General features: G+C 74.1%; 21 protein-coding genes. 15 read left to right on the top strand and 6 right to left on the bottom strand.

The genetic code is table 11. The features are described 5' to 3' along the window. Window positions 1–148: 148 nt before the first annotated feature. Genes ACZLKG_RS06795 through ACZLKG_RS06820 form a run of 6 tightly spaced genes read left to right on the top strand, consistent with a single transcriptional unit; the run spans window position 149 to window position 7,230 of the window. Window positions 149–1,717 (top strand): ABC transporter ATP-binding protein, encoded by a 1,569-nt coding sequence (locus tag ACZLKG_RS06795; RefSeq protein ID WP_463648294.1) that lies wholly within the window; start codon window positions 149–151, stop codon window positions 1,715–1,717. Next, window positions 1,714–3,147: an ABC transporter permease gene (locus tag ACZLKG_RS06800; RefSeq protein ID WP_463648295.1), complete on the top strand. Its 1,434-nt coding sequence runs from the start codon at window positions 1,714–1,716 to the stop codon at window positions 3,145–3,147. The genes ACZLKG_RS06795 and ACZLKG_RS06800 overlap by 4 nt, the downstream gene beginning before the upstream one ends. Continuing rightward, the gene (locus ACZLKG_RS06805; protein ID WP_463648296.1) at window positions 3,144–4,454 is read left to right on the top strand and encodes an ABC transporter permease; all 1,311 of its coding nucleotides are present in this window, start codon (window positions 3,144–3,146) and stop codon (window positions 4,452–4,454) included. Before ACZLKG_RS06800 ends, ACZLKG_RS06805 begins: the two co-directional genes overlap by 4 nt. 30 nt (window positions 4,455–4,484) lie before the next feature. Next, on the top strand, window positions 4,485–5,012 hold the full coding sequence (locus tag ACZLKG_RS06810) for a cytidine deaminase (RefSeq protein WP_463648297.1): 528 nt from the start codon (window positions 4,485–4,487) through the stop codon (window positions 5,010–5,012). Further along, window positions 5,009–6,295, top strand: coding sequence for a thymidine phosphorylase (locus tag ACZLKG_RS06815; RefSeq protein WP_463648298.1), 1,287 nt, complete (start codon window positions 5,009–5,011; stop codon window positions 6,293–6,295). Before ACZLKG_RS06810 ends, ACZLKG_RS06815 begins: the two co-directional genes overlap by 4 nt. Window positions 6,296–6,333: 38 nt before the next feature. Further along, a complete protein-coding gene (locus tag ACZLKG_RS06820; RefSeq protein WP_425708232.1) occupies window positions 6,334–7,230 on the top strand; it encodes a hypothetical protein in 897 nt (298 codons plus the stop codon). Window positions 7,231–7,272: 42 nt separating this feature from the next. On the opposite strand, the gene ACZLKG_RS06825 is transcribed toward ACZLKG_RS06820, so the two are convergent. Then, the gene (locus ACZLKG_RS06825; protein WP_463648329.1) at window positions 7,273–8,970 is read right to left on the bottom strand and encodes a phospho-sugar mutase; all 1,698 of its coding nucleotides are present in this window, start codon (window positions 8,968–8,970) and stop codon (window positions 7,273–7,275) included. A 218-nt stretch (window positions 8,971–9,188) separates the two neighbouring features. Between ACZLKG_RS06825 and ACZLKG_RS06830 the strand changes: the two genes are divergently transcribed. The 7 genes from ACZLKG_RS06830 to ACZLKG_RS06860 all read left to right on the top strand — a co-directional run bounded on the left by ACZLKG_RS06830 (window position 9,189) and on the right by ACZLKG_RS06860 (window position 16,949). Next, window positions 9,189–10,727 (top strand): NAD(P)H-quinone dehydrogenase, encoded by a 1,539-nt coding sequence (locus ACZLKG_RS06830; RefSeq protein ID WP_463648299.1) that lies wholly within the window; start codon window positions 9,189–9,191, stop codon window positions 10,725–10,727. After that, the gene (locus ACZLKG_RS06835; protein WP_425708229.1) at window positions 10,724–11,299 is read left to right on the top strand and encodes a hypothetical protein; all 576 of its coding nucleotides are present in this window, start codon (window positions 10,724–10,726) and stop codon (window positions 11,297–11,299) included. Before ACZLKG_RS06830 ends, ACZLKG_RS06835 begins: the two co-directional genes overlap by 4 nt. Window positions 11,300–11,376: 77 nt before the next feature. Continuing rightward, window positions 11,377–12,522, top strand: coding sequence for a succinyl-diaminopimelate desuccinylase (gene dapE, locus ACZLKG_RS06840; RefSeq protein ID WP_463648330.1), 1,146 nt, complete (start codon window positions 11,377–11,379; stop codon window positions 12,520–12,522). 50 nt (window positions 12,523–12,572) lie between these two features. Next, entirely contained in the window at window positions 12,573–13,388 is an 816-nt protein-coding gene (locus ACZLKG_RS06845) for an LOG family protein (protein WP_425708227.1), read from the top strand. A gap of 77 nt (window positions 13,389–13,465) precedes the next feature. Then, window positions 13,466–14,947, top strand: coding sequence for an aspartate ammonia-lyase (gene aspA, locus ACZLKG_RS06850; protein WP_463648300.1), 1,482 nt, complete (start codon window positions 13,466–13,468; stop codon window positions 14,945–14,947). Window positions 14,948–15,110: 163 nt separating this feature from the next. Beyond that, on the top strand, window positions 15,111–15,278 hold the full coding sequence (locus tag ACZLKG_RS06855; protein WP_425708225.1) for a DUF3117 domain-containing protein: 168 nt from the start codon (window positions 15,111–15,113) through the stop codon (window positions 15,276–15,278). A 66-nt stretch (window positions 15,279–15,344) separates the two neighbouring features. Beyond that, window positions 15,345–16,949, top strand: coding sequence for a leucyl aminopeptidase family protein (locus tag ACZLKG_RS06860; protein WP_463648301.1), 1,605 nt, complete (start codon window positions 15,345–15,347; stop codon window positions 16,947–16,949). Window positions 16,950–16,986: 37 nt separating this feature from the next. Here the strand turns inward: ACZLKG_RS06860 and ACZLKG_RS06865 are convergent, their stop codons facing one another. Then, the gene (locus ACZLKG_RS06865; RefSeq protein ID WP_425708223.1) at window positions 16,987–17,619 is read right to left on the bottom strand and encodes an O-methyltransferase; all 633 of its coding nucleotides are present in this window, start codon (window positions 17,617–17,619) and stop codon (window positions 16,987–16,989) included. A gap of 175 nt (window positions 17,620–17,794) precedes the next feature. Here ACZLKG_RS06865 and ACZLKG_RS06870 point away from each other — a divergent pair, with 175 nt between their 5' ends. Together ACZLKG_RS06870 and ACZLKG_RS06875 are read left to right on the top strand one after the other, a co-directional pair. After that, the gene (locus tag ACZLKG_RS06870) at window positions 17,795–19,870 is read left to right on the top strand and encodes a S1C family serine protease (protein WP_463648302.1); all 2,076 of its coding nucleotides are present in this window, start codon (window positions 17,795–17,797) and stop codon (window positions 19,868–19,870) included. A 25-nt stretch (window positions 19,871–19,895) separates the two neighbouring features. After that, window positions 19,896–20,330 carry a twin-arginine translocase TatA/TatE family subunit gene (locus ACZLKG_RS06875; RefSeq protein ID WP_425708221.1) on the top strand — a complete coding sequence of 145 codons (435 nt, stop codon included), beginning with the start codon at window positions 19,896–19,898 and terminating at the stop codon, window positions 20,328–20,330. A 57-nt stretch (window positions 20,331–20,387) separates the two neighbouring features. Here the strand turns inward: ACZLKG_RS06875 and ACZLKG_RS06880 are convergent, their stop codons facing one another. The 4 genes from ACZLKG_RS06880 to ACZLKG_RS06895 form a co-directional block, all read right to left on the bottom strand. Next, the gene (locus tag ACZLKG_RS06880) at window positions 20,388–20,861 is read right to left on the bottom strand and encodes a MaoC family dehydratase (RefSeq protein WP_463648303.1); all 474 of its coding nucleotides are present in this window, start codon (window positions 20,859–20,861) and stop codon (window positions 20,388–20,390) included. A gap of 81 nt (window positions 20,862–20,942) precedes the next feature. Continuing rightward, window positions 20,943–22,076 carry an Mrp/NBP35 family ATP-binding protein gene (locus ACZLKG_RS06885; protein WP_425708219.1) on the bottom strand — a complete coding sequence of 378 codons (1,134 nt, stop codon included), beginning with the start codon at window positions 22,074–22,076 and terminating at the stop codon, window positions 20,943–20,945. After that, the gene (locus ACZLKG_RS06890; protein ID WP_425708218.1) at window positions 22,073–22,744 is read right to left on the bottom strand and encodes a DUF1003 domain-containing protein; all 672 of its coding nucleotides are present in this window, start codon (window positions 22,742–22,744) and stop codon (window positions 22,073–22,075) included. The genes ACZLKG_RS06885 and ACZLKG_RS06890 overlap by 4 nt, the downstream gene beginning before the upstream one ends. After that, window positions 22,737–24,047 carry a magnesium transporter MgtE N-terminal domain-containing protein gene (locus tag ACZLKG_RS06895; protein ID WP_463648304.1) on the bottom strand — a complete coding sequence of 437 codons (1,311 nt, stop codon included), beginning with the start codon at window positions 24,045–24,047 and terminating at the stop codon, window positions 22,737–22,739. Before ACZLKG_RS06895 ends, ACZLKG_RS06890 begins: the two co-directional genes overlap by 8 nt. Window positions 24,048–24,105: the final 58 nt, after the last annotated feature.

Raw genomic sequence — 24,105 nt, forward strand, 5'->3', positions numbered from 1 at the left:
AGGTGCGCGGCGGCCCGGCCCTCACGGCCGGGCCGCCGTAGCGTCCACCGGGCGGCGATAGTCTGCCCGTCACGGCCGGGTCACCCACCGTCGCCCACCACCCGCACGACCGTCGGACCAACCGACCGAGCGAAGGAGCTCAAGTCCCGTGAAGCTCGAGCTGCGCGGCATCACCAAGGTCTTCGGACCACTCGTCGCCAACGATTCCGTCGACCTCGTCGTCCAGCCCGGTGAGATCCACGCCCTCCTGGGCGAGAACGGCGCCGGGAAGTCGACGCTCATGAACGTCCTGTACGGGCTCTACCGGCCCGACGGCGGGCAGATCCTCATCGACGACCGACCGGTCGAGCTCGACGGCCCGGGCGACGCCGTCGCCGCCGGTATCGGGATGGTCCACCAGCACTTCATGCTCGTCCCCGTGTTCACGGTCGCCGAGTCGGTCATCCTCGGTCAGGAGACGACCGGCCCGTCCGGCCTGATCAGGAAGCGCCAGGCCGCTGCGTCCGTCCGTGAGATCTCCGCCAGGTTCGGTTTCGACCTCGACCCGGACGCGCGCATCGGCGACCTCCCGGTCGGCACCCAGCAGCGCGTCGAGATCGTCAAGGCGCTCTCCCGCAAGGCCTCGGTCCTCATCCTCGACGAGCCCACCGCCGTGCTCACGCCGCAGGAGACCGACGAGCTGATCGAGATCATGCGGGAGCTCAAGGCCTCGGGCACCTCGATCGTCTTCATCACCCACAAGCTCCGCGAGGTCCGTGCCGTGGCCGACACGATCACCGTGCTCCACCGCGGCAAGGTCGTCGACACCGTCGACCCGAGCACGCCCGAGGCCGAGCTCGCCTCGCTCATGGTCGGCCGACCGGTCGAGATGCAGGTCGCCAAGGAGCCGGCCAGCCCGGGCGAGGAGGGGTTCGCCGTCGAGAACGTCACGGTGCTCGACGACCGCAACCGGGTCGTCCTCGACGACGTGTCCCTCGACGTGCGCAGCGGCGAGATCCTCGTCGTGGCGGGCGTCCAGGGCAACGGCCAGACCGAGCTGACCGAGATGATCCTCGGGCTGACCAGGCCCGTCCGCGGCCGGCTGACCCTCGGCGGGAAGGACATCACCCGGCAGCGCGTCAAGCAGCGCCTGCACGGCGGCCTCGGGTTCGTCCCGGAGGACCGCTCGCAGGACGGCATCATCTCCTCGTTCACCATCGCCGAGAACTTCATCCTCGATCTCTACGACACCAGGCCGTACGCGTCCGGGCCGTCGATGAAGCCCCGCGAGATCGCCCGCAACGCCCAGGAGCGCACGGAGGAGTTCGACGTGCGGCTGACGTCGGTCGACGACCCGATCTCCACACTGTCGGGCGGCAACCAGCAGAAGGTCGTCATGGCGCGGGAGATGTCGAAGGACCTGCGCCTCTTCGTCGCCTCGCAGCCCACGCGCGGGGTCGACGTCGGTTCGATCGAGTTCATGCACCAGCGGATCGTCGCCGAGCGCGACGCCGGCACACCCGTCCTCATCGTCTCCACCGAGCTCGACGAGGTCGTCGCCCTCGCCGACCGCATCGCGGTCATGTATCGCGGCCGAGTGGTGGGCGTCGTGCCGGGCGACACCGACCGCGACACGCTCGGCCTGATGATGGCGGGCGTGCCTGCCGACGAGGCGGCCGCACAGGCTGCCAGGCACCACACGACACTCGGTGCCGCGGACCAGGAGGAGGCCTCGTGAGCGAGCCGAACGACGCCGGGGGACGCACGCCCGGCGACCCCGCCGCACCGACGCCCCCGGTGCCCGATCCCGGTGAGGAGGAGAGCACCAGGACGGGTCGGCGCCGCGACTGGCCGGGCACGGTGCGTGACATCTCGACCAAGGGCTGGCTCGTCACGCTGCTGGCCATCGTCGTCGCCCTGGTCGTGGGCTCGCTGCTCGTCATCGTGTCCTCGCCGCGGGTGGCCGAGACGTCGACCTACTTCTTCTCGAGGCCGTGGGACACGATCTACGCGTCGATCGACGCGGTCTACGGCGCCTACCAGGCCATGTTCCGCGGATCCATCTGGGACTTCCGGGCCGACACGCTCACCGGCGCCCTGCAACCCCTGTCCAACACCCTCGTCAACGCGGTGCCGCTGATCCTGGCCGGGCTCGGCCTCGCCATCGGATTCCGGGCGGGCCTGTTCAACATCGGCGGCCAGGGGCAGATCATCCTCGGCGCCATCGTGGCGACCTACATCGGGTTCAGCTGGGAGCTGCCCTTCCTCGTGCACCTGCTGATCGCGGTCGTCGGCGGCGCACTCGGCGGAGCGGCCTGGGCATCGATCGCCGGCCTCCTCAAGGCACGGACCGGGGCGAACGAGGTGATCGTGACGATCATGCTCAACTCGATCGCCGGGTTCCTCATCCTCTACGTCCTCAAGACCACGGTCTTCGGCGGCGAGCGGCCCAACGGCCAGACCTCCTTCCGGGTCGACCCCGATGCCACCTACCCGCTGCTCCTCGGGGCCGACTTCCGCCTCCACGCCGGATTCCTCCTGGCGATCCTCGCCGCGATGTTCACCTGGTGGTTCCTCGAGCGGTCCACCTGGGGCTTCGAGCTGCGTGCCGTCGGGGCGAACCCGGAGGCCGCGCGCACGGCCGGGATCTCCGTCCCCAAGGCCATCTTCGTCGCGATGGCCGTCTCCGGCGCGCTGTGCGGGCTGGCCGGGACCGCGCCCGTGCTCGGCACCGAGCAGTACCTCTCCCTCGGGGTTGCCGGCACGTACGGGTTCGACGCGATCACGGTCGCCCTGCTGGGCCGGTCGCGCCCGTGGGGGACCTTCTTCGCCGGCCTCCTGTTCGGCGCGCTCAGGTCCGGTGGCACGCTGATGTCGACGACCAACACGACGCCGCTCGAGGGAGCGCCCGCCTCCATGCCGATCGAGTTCATCCTCGTCCTGCAGTCCGTCATCGTGCTCTTCATCGCCGCCCCGCCGCTCGTGCGCTGGATCTTCCGGCTGCCCGACCCCGCGCGGCGGACGAGGCCCGGCACGCCCTCGGCGCCGCGGTCGAGCACGACCGAGGGCGAGGGCCTCGCCCCGGCCGGCGCCGTCGGAACGAGCCGTGGCGCAGGAACCGGTAGCGCCTCCACGAGCACGAGCACGAGCACCCGGGAGGACTCATGAGTGCCGCCGTCGTCGATCCGCTCGCCACGCCCGACGCCGGCCCGGTCCAGCAGAAGGTCCGCACCGAGCTCGCCCGGCGGAGCTGGCGCTGGCCGATCATCCACGCGCTGCTCGCCCTGGTCGTGCTCGGCTGGTTCCTGCCCCGCACGCCGGAGGGCGCGACGACCTTCCAGTTCTCGTTGCGCAGCGACCTCGTGCAGCTCCCCAACGCCGAGCTGCCGGGATTCACCACCGTCCTGATCCTGGGCCTGCTCGTCGTCGCGATCCTCGGCGCCGTCACGTTCCTCGCCTGGTCGCGCAGGCACATCACGGTGTGGCTGCACGTGGTCAGCGTCATCGCGCTCGTCGTCGCCTTCCTCACCTGGGTGGGGGCCGGACGGCCGACGATCATCCCGGTCACGTCGCTCATCGCGGGCGGGCTGGCCCTGTCGGTGCCGCTCGTGTTCGGCGCGATGTCGGGCATCCTGTGCGAACGGTCCGGAATCATCAACATCGCGATCGAGGGGCAGCTGCTGTTCGGTGCCTTCCTCGCGGCGATCGTCGCGTCCATGACGGCCTCGGCCTACGTCGGGATGCTCGCGGCACCGGTCGCCGGCGCGCTCGTCGGCGGCCTGCTCGCGCTGTTCACGGTGAAGTACCACGTCGACCAGATCATCGTCGGCGTCGTGCTCAACGTGCTCGTCCTCGGCCTGACGGGCTTCCTCTTCTCGACCGTGCTCTCGGGCGACGGTGCCGACCTCAACCAGCGGCTCCGACTGCCGGACCTCCCGATCCCGTTGCTGTCGGACCTGCCGATCGTCGGCCCGGTGCTGTTCAACCAGTCGATCCTCGTCTACCTCATGTTTGCCGGCGTCGTCCTGCTGCAGATCTACCTCTTCCGCTCCCGCTGGGGCCTGCGGCTCCGGTCGGTGGGCGAGCACCCCAAGGCGGCGGACACGGTCGGCATCGACGTCGTCCGCACCCGCGTGCGCTCGGTGGTCCTCGGCGGCGCCGTCGCCGGGCTGGGCGGGGCGTTCCTCACCGTGGGCTCCGGCCTCGCGTTCGGCAAGGACATGTCCGCCGGACAGGGGTACATCGCGCTGGCGGCCATGATCCTCGGCAGGTGGAACCCGGTGGGCGCGGTGGCGGCCGCCCTGCTGTTCGGGTTCGCGCGCAACGTCGGCAACGTCCTGTCGTCGATCAACTCGCCCGTACCGTCGGAGATCCTGCTCATGCTCCCCTACGCCGTGACGATCGTCGCCGTCGCGGGGCTCGTCGGACGGTCGCGAGCGCCCGCGTCGATCAACACCCCCTACATCAAGGACTGACGCCCCGCCCGACGACGAAGGAGGAGACCGATGTCCCGTCCCCATCCGAACGGCTCGGGTACGGCCGGCCCGGACACGGGCGGTGCGGACGCGGGCGACGCGGACGTGCTCGGCGCGGACGCGCCCGGTCCGGACGTGTGGCAGCGCCTGACGGCGCTCGCCCGCTCCGCGTGCTCGATGGCGTACGTCCCCTACTCGCGGTTCCCGGTCGGCGCGGCCGCGCTCGTCGACGACGGCCGGTACGTCTCGGGCTGCAACGTGGAGAACGCCGGGTACGGGGTCACCCTCTGCGCCGAGTGCGGCCTGGTCTCCGACCTCGTGCTCGGCGGGGGCGGCCGCCTGGTGGCGTTCGCCTGCGTCGGTGCCGACGGAGAGCCGCTCACCCCCTGCGGGCGGTGCCGCCAGCTCCTCGCGGAGCACGCCGCGCCGGGGATGGTCCTGGCCGTCCCGGGCGGGAGAGCCACCATCGAGGAGATGCTGCCCGGCGCGTTCGGCAGCAAGGACATCGACCGGATCGCGGCCTGGCGGGCCGACCGAGCACCTGAGGAGCCCACGTGACCGAGAGCCACGACGCCGTCGACGTCATCCGCACCAAGCGCGACGGTGCACCCCTGAGCGAGGACCAGATCGACTGGGTGGTCGACGCCTACACGCGCGGCGTCGTCGCCGACGAGCAGATGGCGGCCCTCGCCATGGCCGTCTACCTGCGCGGCATGGACGCCGCCGAGACGGCCCGGTGGACGGCCGCGATGATCGCGTCGGGGGAGCGCATGGACTTCTCCTCCCTCGGACGCCCGACGGCGGACAAGCACTCCACCGGGGGCGTCGGCGACAAGATCACCCTCCCGCTCGCGCCGCTCGTTGCCGTCTTCGGCGTGGCCGTCCCGCAGCTCTCCGGCCGTGGCCTCGGGCACACCGGTGGCACCCTCGACAAGCTCGAGTCGATCCCCGGCTGGCGCGCGGCCCTGACGAACGACGAGATCATGGGGCTGCTCGACGGGGTCGGCGCGGTCATCTGCGCCGCCGGAACCGGCCTGGCCCCCGCCGACAAGAAGCTCTACGCGCTGCGCGACACGACCGGCACGGTGGAGGCGATCCCGCTCATCGCCAGCTCGATCATGAGCAAGAAGATCGCCGAGGGGACCGACTCGCTCGTCCTCGACGTCAAGGTCGGTTCCGGCGCGTTCATGAAGGACCAGGACCGCGCCCGCGAGCTCGCCACCACGATGGTCGAGCTCGGCGAGCGCGCCGGCGTCGCCACGACCGCCCTGCTCACGGACATGAGCGTCCCGCTGGGTCGCACCGTCGGCAACGCCCTCGAGGTCCGCGAGTCCGTCGAGGTCCTGTCCGGCGGGGGACCGGCCGACGTCCGCGAGCTCACCCTCGCGCTCGCCCGCGAGATGCTCGACGCCGCCGGCAAGGCCGACGCCGACCCCGCCGCCGCGCTCGACGACGGCCGCGCGATGGACGTGTGGCGGCGGATGATCGCCGGCCAGGACGGAGACCCGGACGCCGCGCTCCCGACGGCGCGCCACACCCAGGACGTCGTCGCCGAGCGCGCGGGGGTGCTCACGCGGCTCGACGCCTACGGCGTCGGGGTGGCCGCCTGGCGGCTCGGGGCCGGACGGGCCCGGCAGGGCGACGCGGTGCAGTCCGGCGCGGGCGTGGAGATCCTCGTGCGACCCGGCGAGCCGGTCGCCGCCGGGCAGCCGATCCTCACGCTGCACACCGACGACGAGCCGCGGGTGGCCCGGGCCCTCGAGGCGCTCGACGGGGCCCTCGAGGTCGGCGACGCAGCCCCACCGGTCGGCGAGGTCGTGCTCGCGCGGATCTCGGGGTGACCCTGGCGCCGGACGCCACCGCGGGGCACGCTGGGCGCATGACGACGCCGGCGCCCCGCCCGTGGGCACACGTCACCCTGTCCACGCTGCTCGACCCGTTCGCCCGCCCCGTGCGCACGACGCCCCTGGCCAGGCGGCTGTCCGCGCTGGTCCTGCCGGCGCGCGCGGCGGGGCTCACCGAGGACACCACGCGTGCCGCGAGCGTCGGCGACGCGCGGCTGCTCGCCGGGGTCCGCGCGGAGATCGGCGGCGCGCACGCCGTCCAGCGGGACCGGACCACGTGCGGGTCGGCCACCCTCGTCGTCCTCGCCGCGCTCGGGGACCCGGCGCTGGAGCGCTGGATCGCGGACGGCACCCGGCCGGCCGGTGCGCGGCCCGAGATCCCGGACGACGCCGAGACCGCGGCCCTGGCCGGCGACGGCCTAACGCTGAACTCGCCGGAGCGTCGGTTCGACGCCGCCCAGCGGATCGTCAAGCGGAGGACCTCCCGGCGGGCGCTCGCGATCGCCGACTGGCCCGACCGGCTGGGCACGCCGCCCTGGGCGGCGGCCCGCGTGGCCCGGTTCCCCGGTGTGCGCTACCGGTGGACCCCGGTCGACGACCGCTCCGAGCGCGGGGCACAGGTCCTCGCCGCCGTCCACTCCGCGACGCTGGCGGGCGTGCCCGTCCCCCTGTACACCTCGGGCGACCTCGGCGGCGGCCTCGGCGTCGCGGTGCCCCGGCACGTGGTGCTCGCCCTGCCTGCCGTCGACCGCGGGAGCGGACGCGGCGTCGACGACTCGGGCGCGCCGGTGCTGACGATCTACGAGCCCTCGCGCGGGCTCGACCACCAGGTGCCCGTGGCGGACCTGCTCGCCCGGTCCGTCCCGCTCAAGGCACTCGGTTCCTGGTCGCACGTCGCCTGGGCGCTGCTTCCCGTGCCCGCCACGCGCTGAGGGAGGATCAGGTCCCCCTCGGGCGTGCGGGCGGAGGGACGATCAGATCCCGATCGCGGCGGCGACGTCCTCGCGCAGCGCGGCCATCCGGAGGTCGGCCGCCTCGCGGGCGGCCGCCAGGCCGGCCTGGCCGACCCCGACGACGACCTCGAGGTAGCACTTGAGCTTCGGCTCGGTGCCGGAGGGACGTACGACGACCCGGTCGCCGACCTCCGTCTCCCACACCACGCCGTCGGTCGGCGGCAGGTCCCGGGACCCGTGAACGAGGTCGAGCGAGACGACGACGGGGGAGCCGGCCAGGTCCGTCGGCGGCTGCTCGCGGACCTGTGTCATCGCCCGGGAGATGAGGGACAGGTCGGTGACCCGCACCGTGAGCGGGGCGGTGACGTGCACGCCGTGCTCCAGCGCGAGGTCGTCGAGCAGGTCCTGCAGCGTGCGACCCTCCCGCCGCGCGGTGCCGGCCAGCGCGGCGAGCCGGACCGCGGCGGAGATCCCGTCCTTGTCCTTCACGCCCTCGGGGTCGACGCAGTAGCCGATCGCCTCCTCGTAGCCGAACACGATCCGCGGCGCGCGCGCGATCCACTTGAAGCCGGTGAGGGTGACCGCATGGTCGAGCCCGTGCGCGGCAGCGACCTTGCCGAGCAGCCGCGAGGAGACCACCGAGCTCGCGAGGACCGGCCGCTGCCCGGCGGCCGCCGGAGAATGCCCGTCGCGGGCGTCCGACGCCGCTCGCGCGGCCTGTGTGCCGAGGAGCGCGCCGATCTCGTCGCCCGTGAGCTGGCGCCAGCCGCCCGCGGCGTGCGGCGCGGGAACGGCGGCCGAGCAGCGGTCGGCGTCGGGGTCGTTGGCGATGACGAGGTCGGCCCCGACGCGGCGGGCCGCGGCGAGCGCGAGGTCGAGGGCGCCCGGCTCCTCGGGGTTGGGGAACGACACGGTGGGGAAGTCGGGGTCCGGGTCCCGCTGCTCGGCGACCTCGCTCAGGTCGCTCGCACCGATGCGCGCCAGCGCCGCCCGCGCCACCTCGGCGCCGACGCCGTGCATGGACGTGTGGACGATCGTCAGCCCCTCGGCGGCGCCGCCGGGAGCGAGCGTGGCGACCCGGTCGAGGTAGGCGTCGACGATCTCCTCGCCGAGCCCCTCGCGCTGCCCGCGGGGCAGCTCGCGCAGGTCGCCGACGGCGGCGATCGCCTCGGCGATCCGTGCGTCCCAGGGCGCGACGATCTGTGCGCCGCGCTCCTCGGTCGGCACGGTGCGGCCACCGAGGTAGACCTTGTACCCGTTGTCGGCCGGCGGGTTGTGGGAGGCCGTCACCATGATCCCGGCGTCCGCGTCCAGGTGCCGCACCGCGAATGCGAGCACCGGGGTCGGCAGGGGACGGGGCAGGAGGAGCGCCCGACCGCCGGCTCCGGAGACGATCTCCGCGGCGTCGCGAGCGAACTCGTGCGAGCCGTGCCGTGCGTCGTGGCCGACGACCACGACCGGGCCGTCGCCGACGTGCTCGCGCAGGACGGCCACGAGTCCCGCAGTCGCCCGCGTCACGGTGGCGCGGTTCATGCGGCTCTCGCCGGCGCCGATCTCGCCCCGGAGCCCGGCGGTGCCGAACTCGAGGGGTCCGTCGAACCGGCTCGCGAGGTCCGTCGCCGCGTCGCGGTCGGTCCCCGCGAGCGCGATGAGCCCGGTGAGCTCGGCCCGGGTGTCCGGGTCCGGGTCCTGGTCGGCCCAGTCGCGGGCCCGGCCCATGACGTCCGGCCCCACGACGATCGGTGCGGTCTCGCTGTCCTGCGCATCGGTCATCCCCCGAACCTACTGCGCGCCGGGGCGGGGCCGCGACGCGGCGGGCCCGGTCTCCCGGCCGCCCGTGCGGGGCGGGCGGACCGGCGGGCAGGCGACCCGGCATGCGGACGACCCGGCCCCCCGTGCGGCGCTCCGGCTACGCGGACTCTGGGAGCATGGGCGCCGTGAGCCAGACGACCAGCGCACCGCCGACCGCAGGGGCCGCCCCCGCACCGACCACCGGCCCGAGCACCACGCCGCACGCCGGCACCGAACGTCCGGGCCCCTCGGAGGTCCGCGGCGGGTCCCGCGTCGTCATCCTCGGGGGCGGGCCGGGCGGCTACGAGGGGGCACTGGTCGCGGCCCAGCTCGGTGCCCGCGTCACGCTGATCGAGCGCCACGGCCCGGGCGGGTCCGCCGTGCTCACCGACGTCGTGCCCTCCAAGACCCTCATCGCCACCGCCGAGTGGCTCACCGTCACGGACTCCGCCCACGAGCTCGGCATCCGCTCCGACGAGGTCCCCGAGAGCGGCGTCGGCGACCTGTACGCCGATCTGGGGGTCGTCAACGCGCGGGTGCGCGAGCTCGCCGCCCGCCAGTCGGACGACATCCGCGGCCGGCTCGTACGCGAGGGCGTCGAGATCGTCGACGGCACCGGGGCCCTCGGCGGCGTCCTGTCCGCCGGCGGCACGCGTCGCGTCACCGCGACCCTGGCCGACGGCACCGTCCGCGAGCTCGAGGCCGAGATGGTCCTCGTCGCCACCGGCGCGACCCCACGGGTCCTGCCGACCGCCGAGCCGGACGGCGAGCGGATCCTCACCTGGGCGCAGATGTACGCGCTCGACGAGCTGCCCGAGCACCTGGTCGTCGTCGGCTCCGGCGTCACCGGCGCGGAGTTCGCGAGCGCCTACAACTCGCTCGGCGCCCGGGTCACGCTCGTCTCCTCCCGCCACCGGGTGCTGCCCGGTGAGGACGCCGACGCGGCCGGGCTCATCGAGGACGTGTTCCGGCGACGCGGGATGACCGTCCTGTCCCGCTCGAGGGCCGCGGCCGTGCGCCGGGTCGGGGACGGCGTCGAGGTCGAGCTCACCGACGGCCGGGTGGTCGAGGGCTCGCACTGCCTCGTCGCCGTCGGCGGGGTCCCCGCGACGGACGGGATCGGGCTCGAGGAGGCCGGTGTCGAGCGGACCGGTTCCGGGCACGTCGTCGTCGACCGGGTCTCGCGCACCCGCGCGTTCCGCGTCTACGCGGCCGGCGACTGCACCGGCGTGCTCCCGCTGGCCTCCGTGGCCGCCATGCAGGGCCGGATCGCCATGTGGCACGCCCTCGGCGACGCCGTCCAGCCGCTGGACCTGTCCATCGTGTCCGCCAACATCTTCACGGCGCCCGAGATCGCGACGATCGGCGCGACGGCCGAGGACTGCGCCTCGGGAAGCGTCGACGGGGCGATCTCGATGCTGCCGCTGGCCCGCAACCCGCGGGCGAAGATGCTCGGCATCGCCGACGGGTTCGTCAAGATGATTTCCGACCGGGCCACGGGCACGGTGCTCGGCGGCGTCGTCGTCGCCCCCCGCGCCAGCGAGCTCATCCTGCCGATCACGCTCGCGGTCACCCACCGGCTCACGGTGGACCAGGTCGCCAACGCGTTCACGATCTACCCCTCGCTGTCCGGGTCGATCACGGAGGCGGCGCGCACCCTCCACGTCGCCGGGTCCGAGTCATGACGCCGCGACGGTGGCTCGCGGCGGCGGTCTGCGTGGCGGGCCTGGCTGCCTGCTCGCCCACGCCCTCCGGCCCGACCGACGCGCCGTCCGGGTCGTCGGACGCGCCGTCCGGGAACGACGAGCGGGCCGAGGCGGAGGAGCTGCTGCGGTCGGAGGGCTATCTCGCGGACGACGGCTCGGTCGAGTTCGGGCCGGCCGGGCCCGGGACCGACGAGGTCGACGTGCACGAGGCCCTGTGCACCTACGTCTTCGGCGCCGAGGGCGAGGTCGCCGAGCGGGCGGGCCTCGACGAGGCGGTTCTCGCCGACGGCAGCGGCTACCGGATGCTGGGTGCCAACGGTTCGGGGGTCGAGTGCGCCTGGGGCGCGCCCGAGGCTCCCGTGCTCGTGCTGGCGTCCTGGGGGAGCAGCGACCGGTTCGACGACGACGAGGACGCGCTCGAGGTGCTCGTCGAGCTCCCCGACGGCGTCGGGGTCGCCCACTACGACCCGGACTCCGACGTGGAGCGCCTCCCGGCCGACGAACTCGAGGAGTGGTTGACGGAGGCGCCCGCGGTCACGCAGTCGGTGTGACCCGCGGGGGAGACTCCGCGCGGGTGCGCCGGCGGTCCGGCTACCCTGGCTCGGTGAGCGACCCCGCCAGTACCGGCCTGCCCCCCACGACCGCCACGCAGCTTCCCGACCTCGCGAGCAGCGACGTCGTCGACCTGTTCCGGGCGGTGTGCGACGTCCCGTCCGTCTCGGGGGCCGAGGCGCCGCTCGCGGACGCGATCGAGAGCGCCCTGCGCGCCCAGCCGCACCTCGAGGTCCTGCGCGACGGCGACACGGTCGTCGCACGGACGCACCTCGGCCGTGCCTCCCGGATCGTCGTCGCCGGCCACATCGACACGGTCCCGCTCGCGGACAACCTTCCCACCGAGCTCGTCGAGGAGGACGGCGCCCAGGTGCTGGTCGGGCGCGGCACCGTCGACATGAAGGGCGGGGTCACGGTGGCGCTCTGGCTGGCGGCCCGCCTGACCGGGCCGCAGCACGACGTCACCTGGGTCTTCTACGACAACGAGGAGGTCGACGCCGACCGCAACGGCCTCGGGCGCGTCGTGCGCGAGCACCCGGAGTGGGTCGCGGGGGACGTCGCGGTCCTCGGGGAGCCCACCGCCGGCGGCGTCGAGGGCGGCTGCAACGGCACGCTCCGCGTCGACGTCACCACCCGGGGCGTCACCGCGCACTCCGCGCGGGCCTGGCGCGGCCACAACGCCGTGCACGCGGCCGGGGAGGTCCTCGAGCGCCTCGCGGACTACGAGCCGGCGGAGGTCGCCGTCGACGGCCTGGTCTACCGTGAGGGCCTCAACGCCGTCGGCATCACCGGCGGGATCGCGACCAACATGATCCCCGACGCCTGCACGGTGAGCGTCAACTACCGCTTCGCGCCGTCGCGATCGGTCGACGAGGCGGTCGAGCACGTGCGCGCCGTGCTCGCCGGCATCGACGCCGAGGTCGTCGTCACCGACGCGGCCGGCGGGGCCCGGCCCGGGCTCGACGACCCCGTGCTGGCCGCCGCCGTGGCCGAGCTGACCGGCGCGACCGGCGGCAGCGTCGGACCGAAGTACGGCTGGACCGACGTCGCCCGGTTCGCCGAGCTCGGCATCCCCGCGCTCAACTTCGGCCCCGGCGACCCGATGCTGGCCCACGCCGACGACGAGCGGTGCCCGACGGACCAGGTGCGCGACTGCGCCCGGGCGCTCGCCGCGTGGCTCGCCCCCGACCTCGATCTCGCCGCCGCGGGGCGGGGAGCCTGACCCGTGGCGGGGGTGCGCACCGTCCCTGGTCGGTGCGCCACACTGGTGCCATGAGCGCCGAACGAGGGCCACAGCGTCGGACCGACGACACGTACCGGAAGGGGCCAGTACTCCTGCGCCGCCAGCAGATCCCCGACCAGACGACCGACGCGCGCCTCCTCGCGCCCGACCAGGACGCCTCCTTCGTCCACCAGGACCCGTGGCGGGTCATGCGCATCCAGTCCGAGTTCGTCGAGGGCTTCGGGGCGCTCGCCGACCTGGGCCCGGCGATCTCCGTGTTCGGCTCCGCACGGCTGGGCGAGGAGTCGCCCGAGTACGAGATCGCGCGCGAGGTCGGCCGGCTGCTCGCCGGCGAGGGCTTCGCGACGATCACCGGCGGCGGCCCCGGCATCATGGCGGCCGCCAACCGCGGCGCGGTCGAGGGGGGCGGGCTCAGCGTCGGGCTGGGCATCGAGCTGCCGCACGAGCAGGGCATGAACGAGTACGTCGACCTCGGCGTCAACTTCCGCTACTTCTTCGCCCGCAAGACGATGTTCCTCAAGTACAGCCAGGGCTTCGTCGTCCTGCCGGGCGGGTTCGGCACGATGGACGAGCTCTTCGAGGCGCTCACGCTCGTGCAGACGCAGAAGGTGACGAGCTTCCCGATCGTCCTGGTCGGCACCGCGTTCTGGTCCGGCCTCGTCGACTGGCTCACCGACACCATGCTCGAGCGGGGCACCATCTCGGAGTACGACGTCGAGCTCGTGCCGGTCGTGGACACCGCCGAGGAGGCCGTCGACGCCGTCCTGTCCCGGGTGCACCGGCTCGCCGACGAGAAGCGGGCCCAGCAGGCCGCCGAGGAGGAGGGCGCCGGTCGGCCCGAGTAGCCGGCGATCCGGGACACTGGTCCGACGGTCCCGAGGTCGGACCACCCATGACCACCCGAGGGCGAGGAGCAGCGCGGATGACGACCAGGACCGAGGAGGACCTGCTGGGCACGGTCGAGGTGCCCGCGGACGCGTACTACGGGATCCACACGCAACGGGCGATCGACAACTTCCGGATCAGCTCGTCGAGGATCAGCGACTTTCCCGCGATGGTTCGGGCGATGGTGCAGGTCAAGAAGGCGTCCGCGCTCGCCAACGGCGAGCTGCGCACGATCGAGCCGCGGATCGCGCGGGCGATCGCGGCGGGCTGCGACGAGATCCTCGTCGGCGGACGGTGCCTGGACCAGTTCCCGATCGACGTCTTCCAGGGCGGCGCCGGCACGTCGGTCAACATGAACACCAACGAGGTCGTCGCCAACCTCGCCCTCGAGACGCTCGGGCTGCCGAAGGGCCGGTACGACGTCGTCAACCCCAACGACCACGTCAACAAGAGCCAGTCCACGAACGACGCCTACCCCACGGGCTTCCGCCTCGCCGTGTACTCGGTGGTGCACGAGCTGCGGGCGGAGATCGCCCGCCTCGCGGACGCGTTCGGGGCCAAGGGGGAGGAGTTCGCGGACGTCCTGAAGATGGGGCGCACCCAGCTCCAGGACGCCGTGCCGATGACCCTGGGCCAGGAGTTCACCGCCTTCGCCGTGCTGCTGCACGAGGAGGTCCGCCACCTGTCCCGGCTCGCCGAGCTGCTCCTCGAGGTCAACCTCGGGGCCACCGCGATCGGCACGCGGCTCAACACCCCGACCGGCTACTCCGAGCTCGCCGTCGCCAAGCTCGCCGAGGTCTCCGGGCTGCCCGTCGAGCCCGCGGAGAACCTCATCGAAGCGACGTCGGACACCGGTGCCTACGTCTCCATGCACGCCGGGCTCAAGCGCGTGGCCGTCAAGCTCGGGAAGATCTGCAACGACCTGAGGCTGCTGTCGTCCGGCCCGCGCGCCGGGTTCAACGAGATCAACCTGCCCGAGCTGCAGGCCGGGTCGTCGATCATGCCCGCCAAGGTCAACCCGGTGATGCCCGAGGTCGTCAACCAGGTGTGCTTCAACATCATCGGCAACGACGTCACCGTGACGATGGCGTCAGAGGCCGGCCAGCTCCAGCTCAACGTCATGGAGCCGGTCATCGCCCAGGTGCTCTTCGAGTCCGTCGACCTGCTGCGCAACGCCTCGAAGGGACTTCGCGAGAAGTGCGTCGTGGGGATCACGGCGAACCCCGAGGTCGGTCTCGCGGACGTCCTGGGCTCCATCGGGATCGTCACCTACCTCAATCCCGTCATCGGCCACCACAACGGTGACCTCGTGGGCAAGGAGGCGGCCCGCTCCGGCCGGTCGGTGAAGGAGGTCGTGCTCGAGATGGGCCTGCTGGACGAGGCGCGGGTCGACGAGCTGCTCTCCAGGCGCAACCTCATGCACCCCGAGTACCAGGGCGAGATCTTCCCCGACGAGGACCCGGACACCTACCCGCGCCCCGACGGCTCGACGCCGGACGGCGAGATGGCTGCGCACTGACCGGCGTGGCAGGTCAGCGGGGAGGCCGGACCATACAGCACCCTGCTACCTCCGGCGCGTCTTGACCTAGAATGTACGAGGCCATGGTGCCCGCGCGGTCGGTACGGGGCAGGCCCCCGTCTCGCGGCGGGCCCGATGATGCAGGAGAACGAGAGGTGCGGCAATGGCAGCGATGAAGCCGAGGACCGGGGACGGGCCGCTCGAGGTGACGAAGGAGGGCCGCGGGATCGTCATGCGCGTCCCGCTCGAGGGTGGTGGCCGCCTGGTCGTCGAGCTCAACGCGACCGAGGCCGGCGAGCTGAGCGAGGCGCTCTCCGCCGTCGCCTCCTGACCGACGCACCACCTGCCGACGGCCGGCCGCCCAGCGGCCGGCCGTCGGCGTGAACGGAGGACCGCCGTGCGCACCACCGAGACCACCGGCCCGCAGGTCGACCTTCCGGACGCCGTGCTGCCCGGGCTGAGCATGAGCGACCGCCCGTGGGAGGAGGCGCTCGGCGGCGATCCGGCGCCCGGGGCGGTCGTCCTCCTCCTCGGGGCGGACGGACCGGGCCCGCGGGCCCGCGCCGTCGGTGAGCGCTACGGCGTCGACGTCGAGGCGGAGTCCGAGGCCGGGGGAGGCGGGGCGGCGGGCGCCGTGCGCACGGTGCGTCTCCCACGCAAGCTCGACGGTGTCGACGTCCCCTGGTCCGGCCTGCCGCCCGTGCTGCACCTGGTCCGGGCCGGCACCGGCCGGGCGCCGGACCTGCGCGCCGCCGGGCTGGCCGCCGGCCGCGCCCTCGCCGGCACCACGGCCGCGGTCGTCGTCGCGGAGGACCCGGACCCGTCCTCGCCGGGCGACGACGTCGCGGCGTTCGCGGCGGGTCTGTGGCTGGACGCCTACCGGCTGCCGACCGCCGCGCACGACGACGCCACGAAGGCACCGGTCGCCGAGGTCGAGCTGCTCGTGCCCGGCGGCACGGACCACGACGCCACCGCGCTGGCCCGCGAGGCCGTCACCGCCACGCACCAGGCCCGCGCGCTGACCGCGACTCGGTCGACCGTGAAGAACCCCGCGTGGCTCGCGGCCGCCGTGCGCCACCTCGTCGACGGTCTCGAGCCGACGGTCCGCGGCCGCGTGAGCGTCGACGTCCAGGACGAGCGGGCGCTCGACGAGCGGGGCGCGGGCGCGATCCTCGCCGTCGGCGCGGGTTCTCCCACGCCGCCGCGGCTCGTCACCGTGACCTGGACGCCGCCGGGGCCGGTGCGCTCGCGGGTGGCCCTGGTCGGCAAGGGCATCACGTTCGACACCGGCGGGCTGTCGAAGAAGCCGACCGACGGCATGCTGACGATGACCACCGACATGGCGGGCTCGGCCACCGTGCTTGCCGCGGTGCTCGCGGCGGCGCGGCTCGGCCTCCCGCACGCCGTGACCGCCGTCCTCCCGCTCGCGGAGAACTCCTTCGGCGGCGGTTCCTACCGGCCCGGGGACGTCGTGCGCACCCTGTCGGGACGCACCGTCGAGGTGGCGAACACGGACGCGGAGGGGCGGCTCGTCCTCGCCGACGGCCTCACCCACGCGATCGAGGTGGCCGATCCGGACGTGATCCTCGACGTCGCCACCCTCACCGGTGCCGCACGCATCGCGCTCGGTACCTCGACGACGGCGATGGTGGCGACGGACGACGCCCTCGCCGCGGAGCTGTCCGCCGCGGGCGAGGCGGCCGGCGAGCCGCTCTGGCGCCTGCCGATGCCCGCGGACTCCGAGGCGGCGCTGGACTCCGACCTCGCCGATCTGCGGCAGACGCCGCGCGCGGACGTGCACGCCGTGGGCGGCACGATCTTCGCCGCCCTGTTCCTGCGCCGGTTCACCGAGGGCCGGCGCTGGGCCCACCTGGACATCGCCGGCACCGGGCGCTCGACCGGCGGCAAGCGGCTGCCCAAGGGGGCGCCCACCGGGGTGGGGGCCGCGGTGATCGTGCGGTGGCTCGCCGAGCTCGGCCGGGACGGGACGCCGGAGGACTGACCGGGCGCCGGTGAGGGGCGGTATCGCGGACGGAGGATCAGATGCGGACGGCGGCCACCACGCCGGTGCCCGCGGTGAGCAGCGTCGGCAGGAGCCGCTCGTCCTCCCGCAGGGAGCGGACGAGCTCGCGCGCCGTGACCGTCGTGTCGTCCCGCCGGGCTGGGTCCGCCACGCGGTCCCCGGACAGCGCGCCGGAGACGACGAGGACGCCGCCCGGGCGCAGCAGGCGGATCGACTGCTCGACCGCCTCCGGAGCCTCGGCCGGGTCGCCGTCGACGTGCACGAGGTCGTAGGCGCCGTCCGCGAGGCGCGGCACCACGTCGAGCGCGCGGCCCGAGATCAGGCGCGTGCGGGCCGGACGGACACCGAGCGCGAGGAAGGACTCGCGGGCCGAGCGCTGGTACTCGCCCTCGACGTCGATCGTGGTGAGGACGCCGTCGGCGGGCATGCCGGACAGCAGCCAGAGGCCGGAGACGCCGGTGCCGGTGCCGATCTCGGCGACCACCCTGGCCTGGACGGTCGCGGCCAGGAGGCGCAGCACCGCACCGGTGCCCGGGGAGACGGGCGTGACGCCGAGCTCCTCGGAGCGTGCCCGGGCCCCGGCGATGACGTCCTCCTCGGGGACGAACTCCTCCGCGTAGGCCCACGACTGCGCCTTGTCGACCGACATTCGATGCTCCCTCCACACGGCACGGCGTGCCCGACTGCCCCCGATCGTATGCGCCGGGCCGCCGCACGCCGGGAGGCGGGCCGCGAACCGGCTGCCGCGGGGGAGCGCTCCACCGCGCCCGTGCCACGACCAGCACCGCGCGGCGATACCGTATGCCCGACAGAAGGAGGGTCACATGGCCGACGAGAGACAGTTCCCCGCCGGGCCGGGTGCGCGTGACGACGAGCGGCACCCGGACGGACGCCAGGGTCCTGCGGACCCGACGCAGGGGGGCCCGTACTCGCGGTTCGCCCCGCCCGCAGAGCACGACGACGAGCCGGCCGGCCGGCACGCCCAGTCAGGCCCGCAGGGCGGGCCCGGCGCGCCGGACCAGCGCCCGGCGAACCCGGCGAGACCGATCGGTGCGCCGCGTGAGCGGGCCGAGGCCCGGGGCGAGGGCCAGTGGATGCCCTCGGGGGCACGCCAGCCGATGCCGTCCGCACGCCCGACCGGCACCGGACCGCAGTACGTGGGTTCGGGCGGCGAGGCTCCGTCGGGCGGCTCGGCGACCGGGGCCACGCGCGCCCTCGACGGCACGTCGGAGACGGCCCCCGTGGCCCCGGCCCCCGGTGGTGAGGCGGGTGCGGGCGTGGCTCGATCCGGCGCGGCACCCGCGGCCGCGGGCCCCGGGTCCGGGCACGCGGCCGGGGGCCCTCGCGCGCAGGGTCCCGGGCCGGCAGGACCCGACGGCGCCGACCCGACCGCGCCGGGGTACCCGGGGCCGACCGGCGCCGGGTCCGGCGCCGAGGGCCGGTACGGACCGGGCGGACCCGCACCGTCTGCCGCGTCCGGCGCCGGTGCCCACGGGGCCGCGTCGTCCTCGACCGCGGTCGGTGGTGGGCCCTCGGGCGGGGGGCCGGGCGGGCACGACGCCGCCTACCGGCCCGGTCACGGCTTCTCCGCGCCCGCCGGGGCGTCCGACCACGGGTCCGCCCCCGGTGTCGGCGGAGGAACCGGGCAGGGCTTCAGCGGCGGTTCCGGCGGGTTCGGTCCCGGTGGTCACGGCGGCGGCGCGGGTGCGGGCGGGTTCGGCTCCGGCGGCTACGGCTCGGGCGCCGACCGGAGCACTGCCGCGGGCGACGGCTCCGGGTCGGGCCGGGCAGGTCGCAGGGGGGTCGCCGTACCGATCGTCGCCCTGCTCACGGTCGTCGCGCTCCTGGCCGGGCTCGTGCTCGGCGCCGTCGGGGGCCGCTGGCTGTTCCCGGAGGGGTCCACCGACGCCGCCGACGAGGAGGGGGAGACCAGCGACTCCGCGGAGTCCGAGAGCGGAGCGGTCGGGGTCGACCGCCCGGACGCCTCGGTCGCGCAGATCTCCGACATCGCGCTCGCCTCGACCGTCTACATCGAGGCCCGCAGCGGCCAGGTCGGCGGCACCGGCACGGGGATGATCTACTCCGAGGACGGCCTCATCGTCACGAACAACCACGTGGTCGAGCCCGGCATCGACGGCCGGCTCACCGTGACCTTCCACGACGGGACCCAGGAGGAGGCCGAGCTCGTCGGCCGCTCGCCGGGGTACGACCTCGCGGTCCTCCAGGTGCCGCGCGAGGACCTCACGCCCCTCGCGCTCGCCGACTCCGACGAGGTCGTCGTCGGTGACCTCGTCATCGCCGTCGGAGCCCCGCTCGGCCTCACCGGCACGGTCACCGCCGGGATCATCTCGGCCCGGAACCGGCCCGTGACCGCCGGGGCGCCGGGCGACGAGAGCTACATCAACGCGCTCCAGACCGACGCGGCGATCAATCCCGGCAACTCGGGCGGGCCGCTGCTCAACTACGACGGCGAGGTCGTCGGCATCAACTCGGTGATCTACGCGACGTCGGGCGAGGGCGGTGGAACTCCCGGCAGTATCGGGCTCGGCTTCGCCATCCCGTCCAACCAGGTGGAGATCACGGTAGGACAGCTCATCGAGGACGGGACCGCCTCCTTCGCCCAGATCGGCATCAGCCTCGACCCCAGCTACTTCGGCGAGGGCGTGCGCGTGGTCGAGGACGAGAACGGCATCGTGCCCGACGGCCCCGGCGACGAGGCCGGGATCGAGCCCGGCGACATCATCACCGCCGTCGACGGCACCCCCGTCACGGAGCCGTCGGAGGTCATCGTGTTCGTCCGGTCGCACCAGGGAGGCGACACCCTCACGCTGACGATCGAGCGCGACGGCAACGAGGAGGAGGTCGAGGTCACCCTCGCGGAGGTCGAGGAGGAGGTGTGATGCCCCCCGCCTAGGATGGGGTGCCATGGGGATCAGCGGGAGCGAGCTCGTCGTCCTGCTGCTCGTGGGCTTCCTCGTCGTCGGACCGGAGAAGCTGCCGGAGCTCTCGCGCCAGCTCGCGCGGGTCGTGCGGCGCGTGGTGGCCGTCGCCCGGGACACCGGGGACAAGGTGCGTGCCGAGCTCGGCGACGACCTGGACGACCTCAAGTCCCTCGACCCGCGACAGTACGATCCGCGCCGGATCGTCGCCGACGCCATGAAGGAGCCGGCGCGCACCGCCCGTCCTGCCACGCCGGCCGAGTACACGGGGGCGTCCTCCGGCGCCTCGGGTGCCGCCGCGGGGTCGGTGGCGTCGGGCCTCGCCGGAACTGCCGGGTACCCGGACGGCGCACCGGAGCGTCCGCGGGCCGACCCGGTCGACCCGACCCGCCCGGCGCCGTTCGACCCGGACGCGACCTGACCGGTCGGTGACGTCCGACCCGGACGCGACCCGACCGTGCGTCGGTCCTGCGGCGGCTCAGCTCTCCGCCGGCGCCTCCACCGACCCGGGGGAGCGCATGACGACCAGCTTGGTGACCATCCGCTGGCACAGCTCGTCGTCCTGGTTGAGGGTGCGGCACTCCACGACGACGATGCCGCGGTCCGGCCGCGAGCGTGAGGGCAGGATCTCCTGGACCGTGCTGACGACCCGGAGCGTGTCGCCCGGCCGCGTGGGGCGCGGCCACTCGAGCTCGGCCCCGGCGCCGATGACGCCGGCGGCCAGCGGCACGCTCTCGACGACGAGGCGCATCGTCACGCCGGCGGTGTGCCACCCGCTGGCGGCCAGGCCGCCGAAGAACGTCCCGTCGGCCGCCTCGGGATCGGTGTGGAAGGGCTGCGGGTCGTACCGGCGACCGAACTCCATGATCTCCTCGGCCTCGAGGCGGTAGGTCGCGCTCGTGATCTCGTCGCCGACCGTGAGGTCCTCGAGGTACAGGCCGGTCGCGGTCATGCGCGGTGCTCCTTGGTCATGGGTGGCTCTTCGACACGCGTGGCCGCGTCGACGGGTGGTGTGCGGGTGCGTCGGTGGCGCTCAGACCGGGGTGACGCCGAGCGAGCGACCCGCGAGTCCCCGCGCGCGGGTGCCGAGGCGGCTGGCGAGGTCGAGGAGGGCCACGGTCGCGGGGGACGACGCGGCGGCCGGGGAGACGGTCGCCGGGACGCCGGTGTCGCCGGCCTCACGGACCGGGACCTCCAGCGGGAGCTGGGTGAGCAGCGGGACGTCGTAGCCGAGCGTCTCGCTGAGCCTGCGGGCCGTCTCCGCACCGCCGCCGGAGCCGAACAGCTCGGTGCGCGTGCCGTCGGGCCCTTCGAACCAGCTCATGTTCTCCACGACGCCGACGACCTTCTGCCGGGTCTGCTCGGCGATGGTGCCGGCGCGCTCGGCCACCTCGGAGGCGGCGACCTGCGGGGTGGTGACCACGAGGATCTCCGAGCCGGGCAGCAGCTGCGCGACCGAGATGGCGATGTCCCCGGTCCCGGGCGGAAGGTCGAGGAGGAGGACGTCGAGGTCCCCCCAGTAGACGTCGGCGAGGAACTGCTGCAGCGCCCGGTGGAGCATCGGCCCGCGCCATACGACGGGGCGGCGGTCCTGGACGAACATGCCGATCGAGATGACCTTCACGTCGTGCTGGACGGGCGGGAGGATCATGTCGTCGACCTTGGTCGGTGGCAGCTCGACCCCGAGCATGCGGGGGATCGAGAAGCCGTAGATGTCGGCGTCGAGGACCCCGACCTTGAGGCCGGTCGCGGCCATCGCCGTGGCGAGGTTCGCGGTGACCGTCGACTTGCCCACGCCGCCCTTGCCGGACGTCACCGCGTAGATGCGCGTGAGGTTGCCGGGCTTGCTGAACGGGATCTCGGGCTCCGGCACGCCGCCCCGGAGCTGCGTCTTCAGCTCCTTGCGCTGCTCCTCGGTCATGACGCCCATCGCGACGCTGACGCCGCTCACGCCGTCGAGCGCGGCGACGGCGTTCGTCACGTCGCGGGTGATCGTGTCCTTCAGCGGACAACCCGCCGTCGTGAGGTCGATGCCGACCTCGACGTCACCCGCCTCCCCGATGTCGATGCTGCGCACCATGCCCAGCTCGGTGATGGGGCGGCGGATCTCGGGGTCGATGACCTTTGTCAGCTCGGCGCGGACGGACTCGATCGTGGGGGCGGTCATGCCTCCATGGTAGGCAGCCCCGGGCCCGCGTCCCGGTGCGTCTGGTCACCCCGACCGGGGGCGTCCGGACCGGCATCGCCCGCGGGGCCGGCGCGTCCGGCGCCGTCGCGGGTGTCGTCCCGTGGGGCGTGCGCGTCGTCGGTGACGGTTCCGCGCAGCCCGGCCAGCTCCTTCTCGAGCTCGACGATGCGGCGGTCCCGGTCGGCGACCTCGTCGGCGAGCAGGTCGCGCAGCTCCGAGCGCACGAAGTCCCTGGTGGCGACCTCGCCGACGGCCATGCGCAGCGAGGCGATCTCCCGCGTGAGGTACTCGGTGTCGGTGAGGTTGCGCTCGGCCCGCTGGCGGTCCTGCTCGGCCGAGACCCGGTCCCGGTCGACCTGGCGGTTCTGCGCGAGCAGGATGAGCGGGGCCGAGTACGACGCCTGGAGCGACAGCATGAGGGTGAGGACCGTGAAGCCGAACTCCTGCGAGTCGAACCGCAGGTCGGCCGGCCCCCACGTGTTCCAGGCGAGCCACACGACGACGAACACCGTGAGGTAGATGAGGAACCGCGGCGTGCCGAAGAACGTCGCCACGGACTCCGAGACGCGCCCGACCCGGTCGGGATCGCTCGTGCGACGCAGGAGGCGGGGGCGTCTGGTCGTCGGTGTGTCGAGCCGGTCAGTCATCGGTTCGCCGCTCCTCCACGCTCTCGTCCATGGCCTCGTCGGTGACGTCACCGTCGGCCTCGCGCCAGTCCTCGGGCAGGAGGTGGTCGAGGACGTCGTCGACGGAGACGGCGCCGAGGAGGCGTCCGTCCTCGTCGCCCACCGGCAGCGCGGTGAGGTTGTAGGTCGCGAGCAGGCGGGTCACCTTCCCGAGCCCGTCGGTGGGCAGCACCGGGTCGATGTCCGTGTCCAGCAGCGTGCCGACGGCCGTGACCGGTGGCTCGCGCAGCGCGCGCTGGAGGTGGACGACGCCGAGCAGCCGCCCGGTCGGCGTCTCCAGCGGTGGGCGGACGACGAAGACCAGCGCACCCAGGGCGGCGGGGACGTCGCGGCGGCGCGCGTGGGCGAGCAGCGTCGCGACGGTGGCCTCCGGCGGGAGGATCACCGGCTCGGTCGTCATGAGGCCGCCGGCGGTGTGCTCGTCGTAGGCCAGCAGGCGGCGCACGTCCTCCGCCTCGTCCGGCTCCATCCGCTCGAGCAGTGCCGCGGCCGTCGACTCGGGGAGCTCGGACATGAGGTCGGCGGCGTCGTCGGGCTGCATGACGTCGAGCACGTCGGCCGCCCGCTCGAGGTCGAGGCCGGAGACGATGTGGACCCGGTCGTCCTCACCCATCTCCTCGAGCACGTCGGCGAGGCGCTCGTCCGGCAGCTGGGCGGCGACCTCGAGCCGGCGGTGGTCGGGCAGGTCGTGCAGGACGTCCCCGACGTCGGCCGGCTTGAGGTCGGTGAGCTGGGCGAGCAGGGACTCGGTGCCCTGGGACAGCGCCGCACCGGTGAGGTCGGTGATGCCCTCGATCCCGACGACGAGGGTCTCCCCGCGCTGGAACGTCGCCCGGGGCCGGTGGCGGCGGACGAAGACCTTCGTCACGAGCCAGTCCCGGTTGCGCTGCTGCTCGATCGCGAGGTCGAGGACGGTCGCCTCGCCCGAGCCGTCGGCCAGCGTGACCCGTCGGTCGAGGAGCTCGCCGACCACCTGGCGCTCCGCCGCTCTTGGCTGGAACCGGCGCAGGTTGAGCAGTCCGGTGGTGATGACGGCCCCGGGCTCGATCGCCGTGACGCGGGTCAGCGGCACGAAGATGCGGCGCCGGCCGGGCACCTCGACGACGAGCCCGACGGCGCGCGGCGCGGCCCGGACCCGGGTGAGCAGGACGACGTCGCGCACCCGCCCCACCTGGTCGCCGATCGGGTCGAAGACGGCGGTACCGGCGAGCCGGGCCACGTAGACGCGCGCGACGGTGGTCGGTCGGGGCGTGGTGGTTGTCACGAGCGCAGCGTAACCACGGGCGGGCAGGTCGCACGCGGCGGACGGCCCGCGGGGCGCG

This window comes from Georgenia sp. Z2081 (assembly GCF_055326445.1).